Annotated in this window: 10 protein-coding genes and 5 tRNA genes; 7 read left to right on the top strand and 8 right to left on the bottom strand. The window is 65.5% G+C overall.

Going from position 1 to position 16,285, the window contains the following annotated elements; genetic code table 11:
* Position 1: 1 nt before the first annotated feature.
* Both HMPREF9006_RS01075 and HMPREF9006_RS01070 read right to left on the bottom strand, forming a co-directional pair.
* A complete protein-coding gene (locus HMPREF9006_RS01075; RefSeq protein ID WP_009211675.1) occupies positions 2-1,783 on the bottom strand; it encodes a chloride channel protein in 1,782 nt (593 codons plus the stop codon).
* A 50-nt stretch (positions 1,784-1,833) separates the two neighbouring features.
* Positions 1,834-3,834 carry an alpha/beta hydrolase family protein gene (locus HMPREF9006_RS01070; RefSeq protein WP_009211674.1) on the bottom strand — a complete coding sequence of 667 codons (2,001 nt, stop codon included), beginning with the start codon at positions 3,832-3,834 and terminating at the stop codon, positions 1,834-1,836.
* 132 nt (positions 3,835-3,966) lie between these two features.
* On the opposite strand from HMPREF9006_RS01070, the gene dxs reads away from it, so the two are divergent.
* Complete coding sequence (gene dxs / locus HMPREF9006_RS01065) at positions 3,967-5,868, top strand: 1-deoxy-D-xylulose-5-phosphate synthase (RefSeq protein ID WP_009211673.1); 1,902 nt, start codon at positions 3,967-3,969, stop codon at positions 5,866-5,868.
* A gap of 9 nt (positions 5,869-5,877) precedes the next feature.
* Here dxs and HMPREF9006_RS01060 read toward each other — a convergent pair whose 3' ends face one another.
* The 3 genes from HMPREF9006_RS01060 to glgX form a co-directional block, all read right to left on the bottom strand.
* Entirely contained in the window at positions 5,878-7,122 is a 1,245-nt protein-coding gene (locus HMPREF9006_RS01060) for a ribonuclease D (protein ID WP_009211672.1), read from the bottom strand.
* Positions 7,123-7,677: a DUF3000 family protein gene (locus tag HMPREF9006_RS01055; protein WP_009211671.1), complete on the bottom strand. Its 555-nt coding sequence runs from the start codon at positions 7,675-7,677 to the stop codon at positions 7,123-7,125.
* Between the two features lie 118 nt (positions 7,678-7,795).
* On the bottom strand, positions 7,796-9,907 hold the full coding sequence (glgX, locus tag HMPREF9006_RS01050) for a glycogen debranching protein GlgX (RefSeq protein ID WP_009211670.1): 2,112 nt from the start codon (positions 9,905-9,907) through the stop codon (positions 7,796-7,798).
* Between the two features lie 152 nt (positions 9,908-10,059).
* Here glgX and HMPREF9006_RS01045 point away from each other — a divergent pair.
* The 6 genes from HMPREF9006_RS01045 (at position 10,060) to HMPREF9006_RS01020 (ending at position 12,589) form a co-directional block, all read left to right on the top strand.
* Positions 10,060-10,132: transfer RNA gene (locus HMPREF9006_RS01045), tRNA-Gly, on the top strand.
* A gap of 1 nt (position 10,133) precedes the next feature.
* Positions 10,134-10,205, top strand: a tRNA-Val gene (locus HMPREF9006_RS01040).
* 55 nt (positions 10,206-10,260) lie between these two features.
* A tRNA-Gly gene (locus tag HMPREF9006_RS01035) sits at positions 10,261-10,333 on the top strand.
* Positions 10,334-10,367: 34 nt separating this feature from the next.
* Positions 10,368-10,438, top strand: a tRNA-Cys gene (locus tag HMPREF9006_RS01030).
* A gap of 1 nt (position 10,439) precedes the next feature.
* Positions 10,440-10,514: transfer RNA gene (locus HMPREF9006_RS01025), tRNA-Val, on the top strand.
* Positions 10,515-10,939: 425 nt separating this feature from the next.
* Positions 10,940-12,589, top strand: coding sequence for a DUF5979 domain-containing protein (locus tag HMPREF9006_RS01020; protein WP_009211669.1), 1,650 nt, complete (start codon positions 10,940-10,942; stop codon positions 12,587-12,589).
* 232 nt (positions 12,590-12,821) lie between these two features.
* Here HMPREF9006_RS01020 and HMPREF9006_RS01015 read toward each other — a convergent pair whose 3' ends face one another.
* The 3 genes from HMPREF9006_RS01015 to HMPREF9006_RS01005 form a co-directional block, all read right to left on the bottom strand.
* Complete coding sequence (locus HMPREF9006_RS01015) at positions 12,822-14,573, bottom strand: alpha-glucosidase (protein ID WP_009211668.1); 1,752 nt, start codon at positions 14,571-14,573, stop codon at positions 12,822-12,824.
* A gap of 10 nt (positions 14,574-14,583) precedes the next feature.
* Positions 14,584-15,444, bottom strand: a complete 861-nt coding sequence (locus tag HMPREF9006_RS01010) for a hypothetical protein (RefSeq protein WP_050786682.1) — start codon at positions 15,442-15,444, stop codon at positions 14,584-14,586.
* 91 nt (positions 15,445-15,535) lie between these two features.
* Complete coding sequence (locus tag HMPREF9006_RS01005; RefSeq protein ID WP_009211666.1) at positions 15,536-16,270, bottom strand: hypothetical protein; 735 nt, start codon at positions 16,268-16,270, stop codon at positions 15,536-15,538.
* Positions 16,271-16,285 lie beyond the last annotated feature (15 nt).

Raw genomic sequence — 16,285 nt, 5'->3', positions numbered from 1 at the left:
CTCACCTCGCCCGGCGCTCCTTCAGGCGCGACCCCCATGAGGTCTGTGTGCGGGCCGCGATCGCGCGGCGCTGGTCGCGGTACATGCGATCCACCAGGTCACGCTCGGAGACCCAGCCAACGACGCGGCGTTGATTGTCCAGGACGGGCAGGGCCTGCAGGCCCGTGCGCCGCAGCGCCTCAAGGACCTTGGTGGGGGGAGCGCTGTCGGGCACCGCCTCGTCAATGAGGGGAAGATCGGAGAGCGGAGAGTCGAGCGAACCACCCTCCTGGGTGAGTTCGGCCAGACGCAGTGAGGACACCAAGCCAACGAAGCGACCGCCGTCGACCACCGGCAGCGCGCTCTCCTTCGTGCGGCGCAGCGCCGACAGGGCCGAGGCAACCGAGGCGGAGGCGGCGAGAACCTCGGGGGCGTGCGTCATCCACTGCGAGGCCACCCGCGTGCCCAGGAGAGTTCCCTCCACCGGGTCGTCCAACACGTCCCCGCGCCGACGCAGCTTCTCGGTGTAGATGGTCGCGCGGGTCAGGAAACGCGAGGCTCCCGTGGCGATGACGACCGCCAACATCATCGGCAGGATGAGGGAGAATTGCCCCGTCATCTCCACGATGATGAGAACGGCCGTCATGGGGGCGCGGGCTGCACCCGCAAATGCGGCACCCATGCCCACCACCGCGAAGACACCGACGGGCGAAGCGGATAGCGGGGAGACGACGTCCCCGAAGGCTGCGCCCGCCATCGCTCCGATGAAGAGAGTGGGCGCGAAGACTCCGCCCGACCCGCCCATTCCGATCGTGAAGGCGGTGTACAGGGCGCGCCCGAGCATCAGGGCCAGCAGGAAGGCAACCGAGAAGTTGCCCGCGATGGCATCCTCCTCCAGCGGATAACCCGACCCGAACATGTACGGGAACGCGACTAGGCCCGCGCCGAGCACGAGGCCGAGGACCGCCGGGCGCGCCCACTGCGGCAGGCGTGTGCGTGCCCACAGCCAGTCGATCGCGTCCTCGCACGCGTAGAGGAGCTTGGAGAATCCCAGTCCGCACATGCCCGCGACGAGTCCCAGCAGCGCCACCCACCACATGTCCGTCTGAGAGGCGAAAGACAGGTCACTCGCGACGCGCACCACCATCTCATCGCCCTGAAGGATGCGGGCAACCATCGAGGAGCTGACCGCCGAGAGAACGACGAAACCGAAGGTCTCCGCCGTGAACTCCGTGAGAATCACCTCAAGCGCAAACACCGCGCCGGCCAGGGGCGCGTGAAAGGTGGCCGCGATGCCGGCCGCCGACCCGCACGAGGCAAGCAACACCACTCGGGAGACCGGCATCCCGAGCCACGAGGCGATCGTTGATCCCAGCGATGCCCCCACCTGCACGATGGGCCCCTCGCGCCCAGCGGAGCCACCCGATCCGATCGTCAGCGCCGAGGACACGATCTTCACGACCGCGACACGCCCGGGAATGCGTCCGCCCTTGCGGCGCACCGCGAGCATGACCTCCGGAATGCCGTGGCCCTTCGCGCTGGGGGCGAAACGCTGAATGAGCGGACCGTAGACCGCTCCGGCCAGCGCGGGGGAGAGGAGGAGGAAGAGCCAGGGAGCCCACCCCCAGACCCCGTGCGGCGACCCGATGTGGGTCGTGTACTCGGTGAAGCCCGTGGATACCCACGTCCACGCTCGAATCGCAAGGTTAAACAGGACCGCCGCGGCGCCGACGACGGCGCCCACCACGGCCGCAGCAATGCCGAGCAGGGATCGGTGCGCAGCGACCGTGTGGCCGACCCTCACGCGAATCCCCGCAGCCGACCGACCGGGCTGCGGGGATTGAGGACGCCGCGTCACAGGTTCGCGATCTCGACGTGGATGGGGGCGTCGGTGGCGATGCCCCACACGGTGCGGTAGAACGAGAGCTCGGTCTGCCATGCGTCCTTGATGTTGACGGCGGAACGGAATCCGTGCCCCTCACCCTGGTAGAGCTTGAGCGCCACCGCGTTACCGCCTGCCCGCAGAGCCTCGTACATCTCCTCCGCCTGAGCGGCGGGCACGACGGGGTCCTCGCCACCGTGAAGGAGCAGCAGAGGAGCGTGGATCTGATCGACACGGTTGATCGGGGAACGCTGGGCCCACACCGGGTCCGACACATCGTCCGATCCGATCAGCAGTTGATCGTAGTGCGACTCGAACTTGTGGCTGCTCTGCGCCAGCTTCACCAGGTCGGCAATTCCGTAGAAGGAGGCGCCCGCGGTGAAAACATCCGAGGAAGCCAGGGCATTGAGCGCCGTGAAACCACCGGAGGAGCTGCCACGAATGGCAATCCTCTTCGGATCGACGTACCCCAGGTTGATCAGGTATTGGGCGCCGTCGACGCAGTCCTGGACGTCCATGACGCCCCACTGGCCGTTGAGCTTCTGACGGTAGGCGCGGCCAAAGGACGTCGATCCCCGGAAGTTGACGTCGAGGACAGCGAAGCCGCGGCTCGTCCAATACTGGAAGGGAACCGACAGGCCGGGTCGGCTGGCGCTGGTCGGCCCGCCGTGCACGTTGACGATCAGGGGAGGAAGCTCCCCGTCCGGTGCCCGGAAGTCGGGGTTGACGGGCGCGTAGTAGAGGCCGTGCGATTCCTCGCCGTCGGAGGTCTTCCACGTGAGCATCTGCGCCGTCGAGATGAGGGCAGCGGGCACTTCCGCCTCGGAGGAGGGGCGCAGAACCTTTGTCTTGCCGCGCGAGACCTCGATGATCGCGGGCGTGTGCGTGGCGGAGTCCGCTAGGAACACGACGCGACCGTCGGCCGCTGCGACGTTGCCGATCGGCCACCAACCGGTTGCCCACTCCTCGGCCATGCCGTTGTCGACGCGCACGGTGCCGATATGCCACTCCTGGTCCTCGACCCAGGAGCAGACGAGAAGGTCGTTGTCGTAGTTGTCGTAGGAGTGCAGGCCCAGCTGCCAGTGGGGGTGGGAGAAGGCCCTGCGCCCCGGATGCAGGGAGCGGGTGCGTAGCCGCGTCGTCCAGGCGTTGGGATCCTCCCCTTCGTTCCAGACAAAACCCTGGGTGCGGTACAGGTTGGCCCAGGAGGAGGAATCGTCAACGTGGATGAGGTCCCCGTCCAGCGTCCACCGCGGCTCGTAGACGCACACGCCCGGCTGATCGACGAGGACGACCTCGCGGTCGATCCGCCCCTCAAAGGTCAGCGAGGCAACCCGCAGCTGCGAGGACGTCCATGGCATGTTCGGATGGTTCCACGAGATCCACGCGAGCTTTGTCCCGTCGGGGGACACGACGGGTGCCTGAGCGAAGTCCGTTTCGCCAAAAACGGGGATGATGGCGCTGTCGTCACGCGCTGCGGAGCCGTCCAGGGGGATCGCGACGATGGAGTTGACGGGTTCGCCCGGCCCCGAGTGGTCCTCGGCGACCGCGTACACGAGGTCACGTACGTCCGCGATCCAGAAGTCACCGTAGCGGACCTTCGACAGGGTCGTCAGGGGGCGCACCCCTCGGCGCGGGTCGGAGGTGTCGTAGGCGTAGACGCGACCGTCGGTGCGGTCGGAGAAGACGATGACCCCGTGGTGGACGGCGTATGCCTTGCCGCCGTACTCGTGCACGCGCGTGCCCACGTCGGGCAGGCGAACCCCGTCAATGAGGGGCAGAACCTCGCCCGTCTCGCCTGTCCCGCGCCGCCGCAGCAGCGTGCCACGGCCTCCCTCCAGGGGATGACCCTCCACCCAGTAGGTGTCCGGTCCATCAACCCGGACCTGGGAGAGGGTGACCGAACGCGCAGTGAAGGAATCACCCGTAATGGGGGACTTCCAAATGCCGTGAGGAGCGACGGTGACGGACATAGTGCCTCCTTGAGCGTATGGCGAGCCTACGTTCCCATCTTAGTGCTCGCGTCTCCCGCCTGCGCGGATCCCACGGGAGAGGATCCCGCTTTGACGCGTAGATGAGACGCGGAGGGAACTACACTGGTGCTCATGTCTGGAGCACAAGAGTCTCGCGACCTGTTGTCGCGCTGCACCGCACCGCGGGAGCTGCGCCGCCTCGATCCCGGACAGCTGGATGAGCTGGCGCGCCAGATTCGGGAGTTCCTGATCGATAACGTCTCTCGTACCGGAGGGCACCTGGGACCCAACCTTGGAGTGGTTGAACTCACGATCGGTATGCACCGCGTCTTCCGTTCGCCGCAGGACACGATCGTGTTCGACACGGGCCATCAGGCATACGTGCACAAGCTCCTGACGGGACGCCAAGATTTTTCCTCGCTGCGTTGCCCGGGTGGCCTGTCGGGTTACCCGTCTCGCTCCGAGTCTGAGCACGACGTCGTCGAATCCTCTCACGCGTCGTCGTCGCTGGCGTGGGTCGATGGGATCTCGCGGGAGAAGCATCGGCGCGGGGATCGCACGTGGACGGTCGCCGTCATCGGAGACGGCGCGCTGACCGGCGGAATGGCCTGGGAGGCCCTCAACAACATCGCGACCTCGAAGAACCGGCGCATCGCGATCATTATCAACGACAACGGTCGCTCCTACGCCCCCACGATCGGAGGCCTGGCCACTCACCTGGATGCCCTGCGCACGTCCGCGGGCTACGAGCGTGCCCTCGCGTGGGGGAAGCAGCACCTTCTCAGCAAGGGCATTCCGGGGCGCGCCGCCTACGACGCTCTCCACGGCCTGAAGACGGGAATCAAGGACGCTCTCAACCCCCAGGTCATGTTCGAGGACCTCGGCCTGAAGTACGTGGGCCCCGTCAATGGCCACGACATCGCGGCGGTCGAGACCGCGCTGAGGCGCGCGCGTTCCCTCGACCAGCCCGTCCTCGTGCACGTGATCACCGAGAAGGGACGCGGCTACACGCCCGCCGAGGAGAACATCGCGGACCGCTTCCACGCGGTCGGCCCCATCCACCCCGAGACCGGACTGCCCGTCGCTCCCGAACGCTTTGGCTTCACGAGCGTCTTTGCCGACGAGATTCGCTCCCTGGCCGCCACGCGCGAGGACATCGTGGGCATCACGGCCGCGATGATGCAGCCGGTGGGGCTTGGACCCATGCACGAGGCATTCCCCGGTCGCGTGATAGACGTCGGCATTGCCGAGGCCGAAGCGGTGACGTCGGCCGCCGGCATGGCCTATGAGGGGGCACACCCCGTTGTTGCGCTCTACGCCACGTTCTTGAACCGAGGGTTCGATCAGCTCCTCATGGACGTTGCGCTCCATCGCGCCGGCGTCACCTTTATCCTCGATCGCGCGGGAATCACCGGAACCGACGGGGCATCCCACAACGGCGTGTGGGACATCGCCATGTGTTCGCTGATCCCCGGCCTGCGCCTGGCCGCCCCCAGAGACGAGGACACCTTGCGCGAGGAGCTGCGTGAGGCAATCAGCGTGGACGATGCACCCACCGTCCTGCGCTACAGGAAGGGGGCTCTGCCCGAACCGATGCCCGCGTTGCGGCGAGTGGGCGACGTCGACGTGCTCCTCGACGAGGAGGTGGCGCCCTGCCGTGCCCGCGTGCTCATCGTCGGCACGGGGGCGTGCGTGCCCGACGCGATCACCGCTGCACGTCGACTTATCGACGATGGCATATCCGTCACCGTGGTCGATCCCCGGTGGCTGGTTCCCATCAGCCCGGATCTAGCCTCGCTCGCGCTCGGCTTCGACGCCGTCATCGCAGTTGAGGACGGGATCGTTCAGGGGGGCTTCGGTTGGGCCCTCAGGGACAGCCTCTTCGACGCCGGCATTCCCGTTCGATGCCTGGGAGTTCCCCAGGTTCTTCCCGAGCACGGGGACCGCTCCGAGATGATCAAGGACTTCGGATACGACGCGGACGGTATCGAGGCCGCGGTCCGAGCGCAGGTCGAACGTCTCGCGCGCTGCTAGGGGAGCGACTCAGACGCCGAGAGCGTCGCAGATCGGGTCGAGAGTCAGGTCGATCTGCCAGTCTCTCGCGCCCCGGTTCACCATGCGTTCCTCGACTTCGTCCCCGGAGGGACGGGAGGGATCGAGGGGCGCCCACGCCAGGTAACGCTGCACCTGAGGCGCGAGGACCACCTCGGGGGCCAGCCCCAGTTGCGAGGCGACCGACGCCACCGCGGCGCGCACCGTACCCAGCCGCGCGGCCGCCGCCTCGTCGATTCGATTCCACTGACGGGGCTCGGGAATCGAACCCGGTTGGACGGGCCGGCGGGCGGGTGGAAGCTCGTCCTCGGTCATCGCCCTGACGCGTGCCAGGGCGCGCATCCACTCGTCTTCGAACTGGCGAGCGAAAGGGGAGCGGAACTCGTTGATACTCATGAGCGCGCGCCGATTCCTGGGCGGCGCGGATGCCGCGCGCACGAGGGCGGCGTTGCGCACCAAGCGACCCGGGGAGATGTCGACGCGTCGGGCAATTTCCTCGCGGGTTTCCCACAGCGCCTGAAGGACCGCGAGTCCCCGGCGGCTACGGACCTTGCCCGCTCCCGGCAGCGAGCGCCAGCGATCCGGCTTGGCGGGGGAGGGGCGGACCGAGAGGGCGTGGCTGAACTCCTGCTGCGCCCACTCCCAGCGACCCATCTGATCGAGCCTCTTGGACAGGCGGTAGTACAGCTCCGTCAGCAGCTCCACGTCCAACGCCGCGTAGCGCAGCCATTCGGGAGGGAGGGGACGCAGCGACCAATCAGACGCCTGGTGATCCTTGACCAGGCCCAGGCCCAGCACCTGCTCGGCGACCGCAGCCAAGCCGAAGCGCTCCAAGCCCACCAGGCGTGCGGCAATCTCGGTGTCAAACAGCGAGGAGGGAACCAACCCGACCTGGCGCAGGTTCGGCAGATCCTGCAGGCAGTCGTGCAGGAGCCAGACGTCGTCGACCCCCGGCGCCAGGGCCGACAGATCGGGCAGGGCGTGCGTGTCGATCAGGAACGTGCCGACGTCCTCACGGCGTATTTGCACCAGGTAGGGGTCGGAGCCATAGCGAAAACCCTGCGCGCGCTCGACATCGAGCGCGACCGGTGCCCGCCCGAGTGCAAGCGCTTTCGCCGCGTCGTCCAGGCCGGAGGGAGTATCGACGATGGCGGGGGTGCCCCCGCGTGGCTGTGCGATGACTTCGGGATCATCCGTGTCGCCGACCGGCAGGCCGCCGCCATTGTTGACTCGCACTCAGACTCCTTCAAGATGACGGGCGGGAACGATGCCGGCCGTCCGGCGCATCACGTCGGCCCATCCGGCTAGGTGCTCGCCAAGGTGCTCGCTGTTGGGAGTCCACGAGGCGCGCACGTCAACAAAGAGGGAGGAGCCTCGCAACTCGAGGCCGCCGAAGGTCTCGCTCATCTCTCGCGTGACGGTACCGGTCAGGTCATGGAGCCCCGCGCCGGCGACGTGCAAGCAGTCGAGGGTCCACCCCCACACGCCCTCCGCGAGCAGGGGATCTCCCATCATGTCCGCGTCGATCTGGGCGCGCAGCTGGCTCACGACACGGAACGTGCCGTTCCAACCAATCTGCCCCACCGGATCATGCAGGATCACCATCTGACCAGTCGACAGGGGCTGTCCCGCGTCATCCTCGTCTGTCGTCCGCATCGCGAGTGCCGCCGTGAAGGGCGCGAGACGTCGAGGTGGGGAAACCTCCTCGAGGAGTATGTGCGGCAGGTGGTCGGCCTGTCGCAGGGACAGCAGAGCCCGCACAAACTCCTCGGGCACCGCGTTTTCGTTCACACGTCAAATCGTACGGGTGTCATCACGGCTTCGGGTCCAGACGCGCCGCCGATCATCATCTCGATAAGTAGTCGGTACGCGTGTGGGGAAAACCGCTGCGTCGATTGGGGGCGCGAAGTCAGCGGCCCCGCGGGTTGCGCAAGATGAACGAGGTGCGCGGCTTGACGTGCACGATGTCTCCGGAGCGGTACTCGCGGCACTCATTGTCCCCCGACGTGTCGACGACCGTGTACCAGACGTGTCCGTACTTGGTGTCCGGCAGCGTGAAATCGACGGGCTCGGGAGCCGCATTGAGAAGCAGGAGGAAGTCATCGTCAAGGATTCGACGCCCGTCGACGTCGGGCTCACGAATCGCATCCCCGTTGTAGAACACCATCGTCGATCGTGCCCAGGGCTGGTTCCACTCGTCCTCGGTCATGTGGGTTCCGGCCGGTGTAAACCATTCGATCTCGCCGAGCGCGGACTCGCCTCCGCGCTCGGCGGGCCCCTCCAGGAAGCGCCTGCGACGCATGACGGGATGGTCTCGGCGCAGGTGGATGAGATGCTGGGTGAACTCCAGCAGCTTGTAGTCGTGCTCGTTGAGGTCCCAGTTGATCCAGGTAAGCTCGTTGTCCTGGCAGTAGGCGTTGTTGTTGCCGCGCTGGGTGCGCCCGAGTTCGTCTCCGTGGGCGATCATCGGAACCCCCTGGGAGAACATCAACGTGGTGAGGAAGTTGCGCTGCTGGCGGTAGCGCAACTCGATGATCTCTTCGTCGTCCGTATCGCCCTCGGTCCCGCAGTTCCACGAGCGATTGTCGTTCGCTCCGTCGGCGCCTCCCTCCTGGTTGGCTTCGTTGTGTTTCTCGTTGTAGGAGACAAGGTCTCGCAGGGTGAAACCGTCGTGGGCGATGACGAAGTTGACCGATGCCATCGGTTTGCGCCCGGTCGTCCCGTAGAGGTCGGAGGAGCCCGCCAAGCGCGAGGCGAAGTCGGGCAGGGACGAGAACTCTCCACGCCAGAAGTCGCGGACCGTGTCGCGGTAGCGTCCGTTCCATTCGGACCACAGCGGCGGGAATCCACCCACCTGATAGCCGTTGGATCCCACGTCCCACGGCTCGGCGATCAACTTGACCTGCGACACCACCGGGTCCTGGTGAATGAGATCGAAGAAAGCTGAGAGACGGTCCACCTCGGCAAACTGGCGTGCGAGCGTGGAGGCCAGATCGAAGCGGAAGCCGTCCACGTGCATCTCGGTCACCCAGTAGCGCAGCGAGTCCATGATGAGTTGCAGGACCTGCGGGGAACTCATGAGGAGGGAGTTGCCGGTGCCGGTCGTGTCAAAGTAGTGCTGCCGATCCCCATCGACCAGGCGATAGTAGGAGGGGTTGTCGATTCCGCGGAAGGACAGGGTTGGTCCCAGGTGGTTGCCCTCCGCCGTGTGGTTGTAGACGACGTCCAAGATGACCTCGATGTTGGCCGCGTGCAGCGCCTTGACCATCGCCTTGAACTCGGAGACCTGAGCGCCCGGCTCACGGGATGCGGCGTAGGCATTGTGAGGCGCGAAGTAGCCGATCGTGTTGTATCCCCAGTAGTTGGAGAGCCCCTTGGCCTGGAGGGTCGTGTCGTTGGTGAACTGCTGGATCGGCATCAGTTCGACCGCGGTGACCCCGAGCTTCTGGAGGTGTTCGACGATCGCCGGGTGGGCCATTCCGGCATAGGTTCCTCGCAGTTCCTCGGGGACGTCCGGGTGGCGCATCGTCATGCCCTTGACGTGGGCCTCGTAGATGATGGTCTCCGAGTAGTCGTGCCCCGGCCGGTGGTCGCCCTCCCAGTCGAAGAATGGGTTGACGACGATCGAGTGCATCGTTGCTTTTGCTGAGTCTCCCCCTTTGAGGGAGAGGGGATCGTCCGCTTGGTAGGACAGGAGGTCCATGGAGTCCGTGAGCTGGCCTTCGATCGCCTTGGCGTAGGGGTCGAGGAGGAGCTTGGAGGGATCGCAACGCAGCCCGTTTTGCGGATCCCAGGGGCCGTCGATGCGGTAGCCGTACCGCTGGCCGGCGCGGACCTGGGGGACGTAGACATGCCACACCCAGGCATCAACCTCGGTCATCGGGATGCGCATCTCGTTGAGTTCCTCGTCGAGCAGGCACAGAGTGACCGAGGTCGCGACCGAGGAGTAGATTGCGAAGTTGGTACCGGTTCCATCAAACGTGGCGCCCAGGGGGTACGCCTTTCCAGGTCGAGTATCCATAGATGTAAGAGTGGCACGAAAGCGTGGCTGTCGGCAGGAATGTTCCCGAGCAATGTCTGTGACTTGGATAACTGCATGTTGGTTTTGCGTTCCTGGGGGGAGGTCTGTTAAGGTTTTACCCGTTGCGAAGAACGCGTGGCGTTCTGAGAAACGCGGATGTGGCTCAGTTGGTAGAGCATCACCTTGCCAAGGTGAGGGTCGCGGGTTCGAGTCCCGTCATCCGCTCGGGCGATTGGCGCAGCGGGAGCGCGCTTCCCTGACACGGAAGAGGTCACTGGTTCGATCCCAGTATCGCCCACGGTCATCCTGGTCACAGGATTGGCGGGCAGTGCCCGGCCGCACAAGCGGTTCACGCGGATGTGGCTCAGTTGGTAGAGCATCACCTTGCCAAGGTGAGGGTCGCGGGTTCGAGTCCCGTCATCCGCTCTCAATCGGGAATCCTCACGATCCCATTGGGCGTGGTGGGTTGGCCGAGAGGCGAGGCAGCGGCCTGCAAAGCCGTATACACGGGTTCGAATCCCGTACCCACCTCGGGCGATTGGCGCAGGGGTAGCGCGCTTCCTTCACACGGAAGAGGTCACTGGTTCGATCCCAGTATCGCCCACCACGCAAGCCGGATCCTTATGGATCCGGCTTCTTTGCATTGCCGTTTGATCGCTGCGACGATGTCGGACGGGGTTGCTTCGTCCCTCTGTGCTGCCGTGCAATGGTGCGGATGGGGTCCCGGGTGCCTCCTTGAAGTTCCGTGACAAGACCTCTGTGCGTCCTTGTCATTGGTGACGTGTCGAATCCTGACGCTTGTCGTCATGCGTGCTCGCGTCGCCCCGTGATGGGGCGGGAGCGGACAGAGCGCAAAACGTGACAGTGAATGAGTAAGTCCAGCTATAGCGCCTTCCGACATCCTTGTCGCATCCCATGTGCGTAGCCTGTGAGAGACCCCTTTCTCTGATTGTTGACCACGTTGCAGGGGTTGGCATAGACTGGAACGGTGTGAAGCGACGCTGTCGCACATCCTATTGACAGGAGTAATCCATGACTGCTCTGAAGCGGCGCCACCTGGGCGCACTTCTTGCCACACTTGCGTTGGCTCTGAGTTTCTTTGGTCTCAGCCAACTGATAACGCCCGGCGAGGTCGCGTACGCGGCACCTAAGGCATGCCCTGACGCGGTGACGAATGTGAGCAATAAGGTCACATTGGACTGGGACAAGGCGCAGCTGGTCGACAACTCGGGTCGCGAGACTCAGGCGGTCGGCGACTACTGGGATCTCGGCCTGAAGCTACCGTGGAAGACCGAGGGCGCCGTGAAGGCCGGCGACTACTTCACCTATGACGCGCGCATCACCGAGACCTCGCAGGGGCGTCAGTTGCAGCGTCCCAACGTGACCCGCACCTTCGACGTCGTCTCGCACAACAATATCGTGGTTGGCTGCGGAACATGGGGGAGCGACGGCATGGTCACCGTCGTCTTCAATTCCAAAGTTGAGACGGCTGCCCAGTGGTATGGCTCGGTGGTCACCAACGGCCTCGCGCAGTACAGTGGCCCCGGCAACGAGAAGTACACCGTGAACCTGGGTGGCAAGACCACGCGCGTGCTCGACATGATTGGTCGCGTCCCCGGCGAGCCTCGCTTCCAGAAGGATGGCTGGCTGACGTTGAAGGACGATGAGGACGGCGACTCGAATAAGGCTATTATGTGGCGCGTCATCGTTCCCGCCGGCCCCGCGGCCGTGACCGGAGCCTCCGTCGTTGACGAGGTTCCCCAAGGAGCGAACTGGAGCTTTGACTGCGCCACCGTCGATGACTACACGAAGAAGCACACCTACCTCGTGACGGACCCGACCACGTCGGAGGGCATCCGCCAGGAGAAGGACACGTCGAAGGGGGCATTCGGCCAGGCCGCGCAGGTTGAGTGCTCCAGCGGCAAGGTCACCGTGAAGCTCGGCGAGATCCCCGCCAACCAGTCGGCCATCGTCATGCTGCCCGCACGTGTGGCCGACGCGAAGCGCTCCAGTGATGTTGTCGGCGAGTTCTCGAACAAGGTCAACTTCAACATTCCTGGGCGCGAAGACATTCAGTCGGTTACCAAGACCCTGCGTTACGGAGGCAGTGCCGATGCCTACGCGCACCAGACCTTCTCCGTGACGAAGAATGTCGTTGGTGAACTGCCCGAATCCGCCAACGACCTCGACTACACGCTGAAGATCACCCTCACGAACAAGGACGACGCGTCGGCCAATAAGACGTTCCAGGCGAGCGTCAAGGCCGGGCAGACATACACCTACCCCGAGGCTCTTCCCCTGGGAACCGAGGTGACCGTGACCGAGGGGGACCTCCCCTCCAACGCCGCGATCACCTGGAATGAAGCCGAGAGTCGCCTCTTCGAGGCCGCCCCTGGAGTGTCGTTGAAGGCCGGAAACCGCGAAGCTCACTTCACGCTGAGCGATGACCAGACGTACTCGTTGACGCTGACGAACACCCTCGTCCCGGCCCCGACTCCGTCGGCAACGCCGAGCACGCCAGCGCCGAAGACTCCGGCGGCCACCCCTGCTCCGACCAAGAAGCCCTCGCCCGCGCCGCGCCTCGCGGCCACGGGCTCTGACGCGGCCGGCTTGGGTGTCCTGGCGGGAATCGTCGCCATCGCGGGTGTGTCCCTGGTCGCGGCAAGGCGCCGCGGACGCTGACGAGAGGCATCTGCGACCCACGTGGCCACGGCTAACGTGACGCACGTGAGCCCGTGAGGCACAATGGCCGACCGGCCCATGGTCGGCGAAACGAGGGCGGGAGGAGCAATGCTCCTCCCGCCCTCCGATGCTTGTCGCTTCCGCAGCGTCAGGAAGGTGGTCGAGGGCCCGGATCCGCGGGCGCCCGCTGCGGGCACGGGCGCACGCGGGTTGCAACCTCCGGCGCAGATCCTCAATGGATCAGGTACACCCGCGCCTCCCAGGGACCCATCGGCGACGCCGGGTCAACGGGTGTGGGCGCGTTCTCCGACGCGACGCCGGATCCCCGTGTGTTAGCGAGGTAGAGCCTCCAGGGCAGCGCACAGGCGGCCTCGTGGCCCCCGCGGGGAGAGGGGGTGAGAGCGCGCGAGGACAGGTTGGTCGCGACGAGGATGCTGGAACCCTCGTGCTCCCGCAGGTAGAAGAACAGCGCGGGATCGCCCATGTCGAGTCGCGTGAAACCACCGTCGGTCGCGGCACCGATGCGATGCCGGGCATCGATGAGTGCCCTGTAGTAGGCGAGGACCGACGAATCATCGGCGAGCTGCGCCGCGACGTTGATCTGGGATGCTGAATGGGGTACGCCGATCCAGGGGATGGCATCGGTGAAGCCCGCGTTCGCGGAGTCGTCCCACTGCATTGGGGTCCTGCCATTATCCCGCGACATGTGCGCAAGACCGGGGGGAATCTCCTCGCCCGCATCCTCGCGCAGCGCGTTGAGGGACTCCACGTCGCGCAAGTCGGTGGGGGAGGAGAACGCTCCGCCGAGCATTCCGATCTCCTGCCCCTGGTAGATGAACGGAGTGCCTCGCTGGAGGAAGTAGGCGGTTGCCAGGGCCGTCGCGGACTCGTACCAGAAGTTATCAGGGTCGCCGAAACGGCACACGGCGCGCGGCTGATCGTGATTCTCGAGGTAGAGAGCGTTCCACCCCCGCTCCTCGAGCGCCTTTTGCCAGCGGGTCAACACCTCGGCAAGCTCTCCGGGTCGGAGGGGGCGAGGGGCGAAACGGCCCCGTTCGAGTCCCAGGTTGACGTGCTCGAACTGAATGAGCATGTTGAACTCGTTACGCGAGGGATCGCAGAATAGGAGCGCGGACTCGGGTGACGCGTTGGATGCCTCGCCGACGGTGAATGAGCCGGGATGACGCGAGAATGTTCGTTCGTTCATCTCCTGCAGGAACTCGTGCAGGCGGGGCCCGTCGGCGTAGCACTCGTGGCCCACACCGAACGGGGCGCGCGCCGCGCCCCCGTCGGGCAGTCCTGCTCGCTTGGAGATCACGTCGATTGCGTCGACGCGGAAGCCGTCAACTCCTCGCTCGAGCCACCAGTTCATCATGTCGTAGATGGCCTCGCGCACGTGCGGATTCTCCCAGTTCAGGTCGGGTTGCTCGCTGGCGAAGAGGTGCAGGTAATACTCACCCGACGACGGGTCAAATTGCCACGCGGAGCCCCCGAAGAAGGACTCCCAGTTGTTCGGTTCGGCGCCCGGCGCTGCTGGCTCTCTCCCCGGACGCGCGGGGCGCCAGTAGTACCAGTCGCGGCGAGGGGAGTGGGGGCCGCTTGCGGACTCAACGAACCACGGGTGCTCCACCGACGTGTGGTTGACGACCAGGTCCATGACGATGCGCATCCCCAGCTCGTGGGCGCGGGCAACCAGCGCGTCGAAGGCCGCGAGGTCACCAAAGAGGGGATCGATGTCGCGGTAGTTCGAGATGTCGTAGCCGTTATCCGCCTGGGGCGAGCGGTAGATGGGTGATATCCAGATGATGTCGATGCCGAGATGAGCGAGGTAATCGAGGCGCGCGTAGATGCCCGCTAGGTCGCCCACGCCGTCGCCGTTGCTGTCCTGGAACGAACGCGGATACACCTGATAGAGGACGGCGTTCTTCCACCAGGGACAGGCGGCGTAACGCCTCTCGGGTAGCAGGCCTGGGCGGTGAAACATGAGCCTGTGACTACTGCGAGTCGAGATTCGCCCAGGCCTCGTACGCACCCGTATCGGCGTAGTAGACAACGCTACAGGTCACGGTGAAGGTTCCCGTACGTCCCGTCAGGAGGGTTCCTTCGAGTTGGCCTTTGCCGGTGTACGTCGGGTTGCCGTCCTCATCCGTGCCGTCGCGTTGCATGCTCTCCCAATGGAGCGTCCCGCTGCTGACCGACTGCTCGAGGGCGGCCTTGCACTCGTTCCTGATTCCGTTCTGTTCGGCGGCGCTCAGGTCACTTGAAAAGCCCTGCGGACCGCTGGGCTGCGGAGAAGGTGTCTTGCCGGGTCCCGCGGAGGGGGCGTTTGTGGGGCCTGTGGAGGGGCCGGCGCTCGGATGTGCGCCCGGGTCGCTGCTCGAAGGATCGGAGGACGGACTGCTGGAGGTCGTGGGCGAGGGGGAGGAGGTGTTCGAGTTGCTTCTAGTCAGAGCGACAGCAATGACGATCACGAGGATGACTGCTAGGACGGCGGCGATGATGCCGATGATCAGTCCCGTTTTAGCCCCCTTGTTTGGCGGTTGCCCCGCGCCCATGCCGTAGGGGCCCACGGGATACGCCTGCCCCTGGGGATAGGTGCCGGGCACACCGTAGTAGCTCGCCTGTCCCTGCCCCATGCCTGCCTGTCCGTACCCGTATCCGCCCGCGGTGGGCAACTCCTGGGTGGGCTGCTGAGCGTATGCGGAGCCGTACGGTTGGCTGCCCGCGGCGGGCAGTTCCTGGGTGGGCTGCTGACCGTATGCGGAGCCATAGGGTAGGTTTCCTGGGACGGGTGCCCCGCCGCCGTTACCGGAACCGTAGGGCGGCTGTTGGTTGGGAAGGTATGGATTGGACACGAGGCCTCCCGGCGTTGGCGGATTCTGGGTGTCGTCCGGTGCCCCCAGGATGCGGGGACAGTGGCGGCGAGCGTGGTGGCAGGGCTGGCCGTCACTTTGAGGAGAACTTGACAAACACGTTCAGACTATTGTCCGTACTGACGTAAATTGCGGTGCAGGTGAAGTTCCCGGAGACCGCGCGGTTGTTCGTCTTGCGCGTTCCGCTGAGTTGGCCCGTGTACTCGTAGGATGTGGTGGCCGCGCCCTGATTCTTGAGAGCGACACTGTCGTTTGTGATCGTCGCGGATGCGACCTCCTGGTTGATCTTGTCCTTGCAGGCCGATATCACCTGCTGTTCCATCTTGCCATCGGCGCCGTTTCCCTTCGAAGGAGTGCCGCCCTTGGAGGGGGAAGAGGGGGAATCAGTGGCCTTGTCTGACGGAGCGGAGCCCATCGACGGTTGGCTGGAGGGGCTGGCGGCGGATGTCGGCGAGGCCGTGGTCTCTTCGTCGGAGGAAGACCTCAGGAAGGGCAGGTAGATGAGGAGGCCGACGACGAGTGCCACCGCGAAGGCTCCCGCGATGATTGCGACAATCTTGCCGACGTTCGATCCGGAGGGCTGCGGCCCCATCGCGCCCCCACCATAGGGGGGCTGCCCATACATTCCGTTCCCGCCGCCCTGGGGGTATCCGCCCTGGGGGGCGCCTCCCATCACGTAGCCGCCTTGCGCATATCCGCCCTGGGGAACTCCGCCGGTAGCTGCGTAGCCGCCCTGAGCCGGGTAGCCGGGGGCGCCCTGCTGAGGCTGGAAGGGAGGCTGGTTGTTTGGTTGATACGGCATGCTCATGGTGCGGTCCTTGGT

The organism is Actinomyces sp. oral taxon 180 str. F0310, assembly GCF_000185285.1.
Classification (GTDB): domain Bacteria; phylum Actinomycetota; class Actinomycetes; order Actinomycetales; family Actinomycetaceae; genus Pauljensenia.
This window is presented reverse-complemented; position numbering and strand designations above follow the sequence as displayed.

Coding starts and splice junctions, on each gene's coding strand:
- HMPREF9006_RS01020 (WP_009211669.1), top strand. CDS start 10,940: ATGACTGCTCTGAAGCGGCGCCACCTGGGCGCACTTCTTGCCACACTT.
- HMPREF9006_RS01005 (WP_009211666.1), bottom strand. CDS start 16,270: ATGAGCATGCCGTATCAACCAAACAACCAGCCTCCCTTCCAGCCTCAG.
- glgX (WP_009211670.1), bottom strand. CDS start 9,907: ATGGATACTCGACCTGGAAAGGCGTACCCCCTGGGCGCCACGTTTGAT.
- HMPREF9006_RS01070 (WP_009211674.1), bottom strand. CDS start 3,834: ATGTCCGTCACCGTCGCTCCTCACGGCATTTGGAAGTCCCCCATTACG.
- dxs (WP_009211673.1), top strand. CDS start 3,967: ATGTCTGGAGCACAAGAGTCTCGCGACCTGTTGTCGCGCTGCACCGCA.
- HMPREF9006_RS01015 (WP_009211668.1), bottom strand. CDS start 14,573: ATGTTTCACCGCCCAGGCCTGCTACCCGAGAGGCGTTACGCCGCCTGT.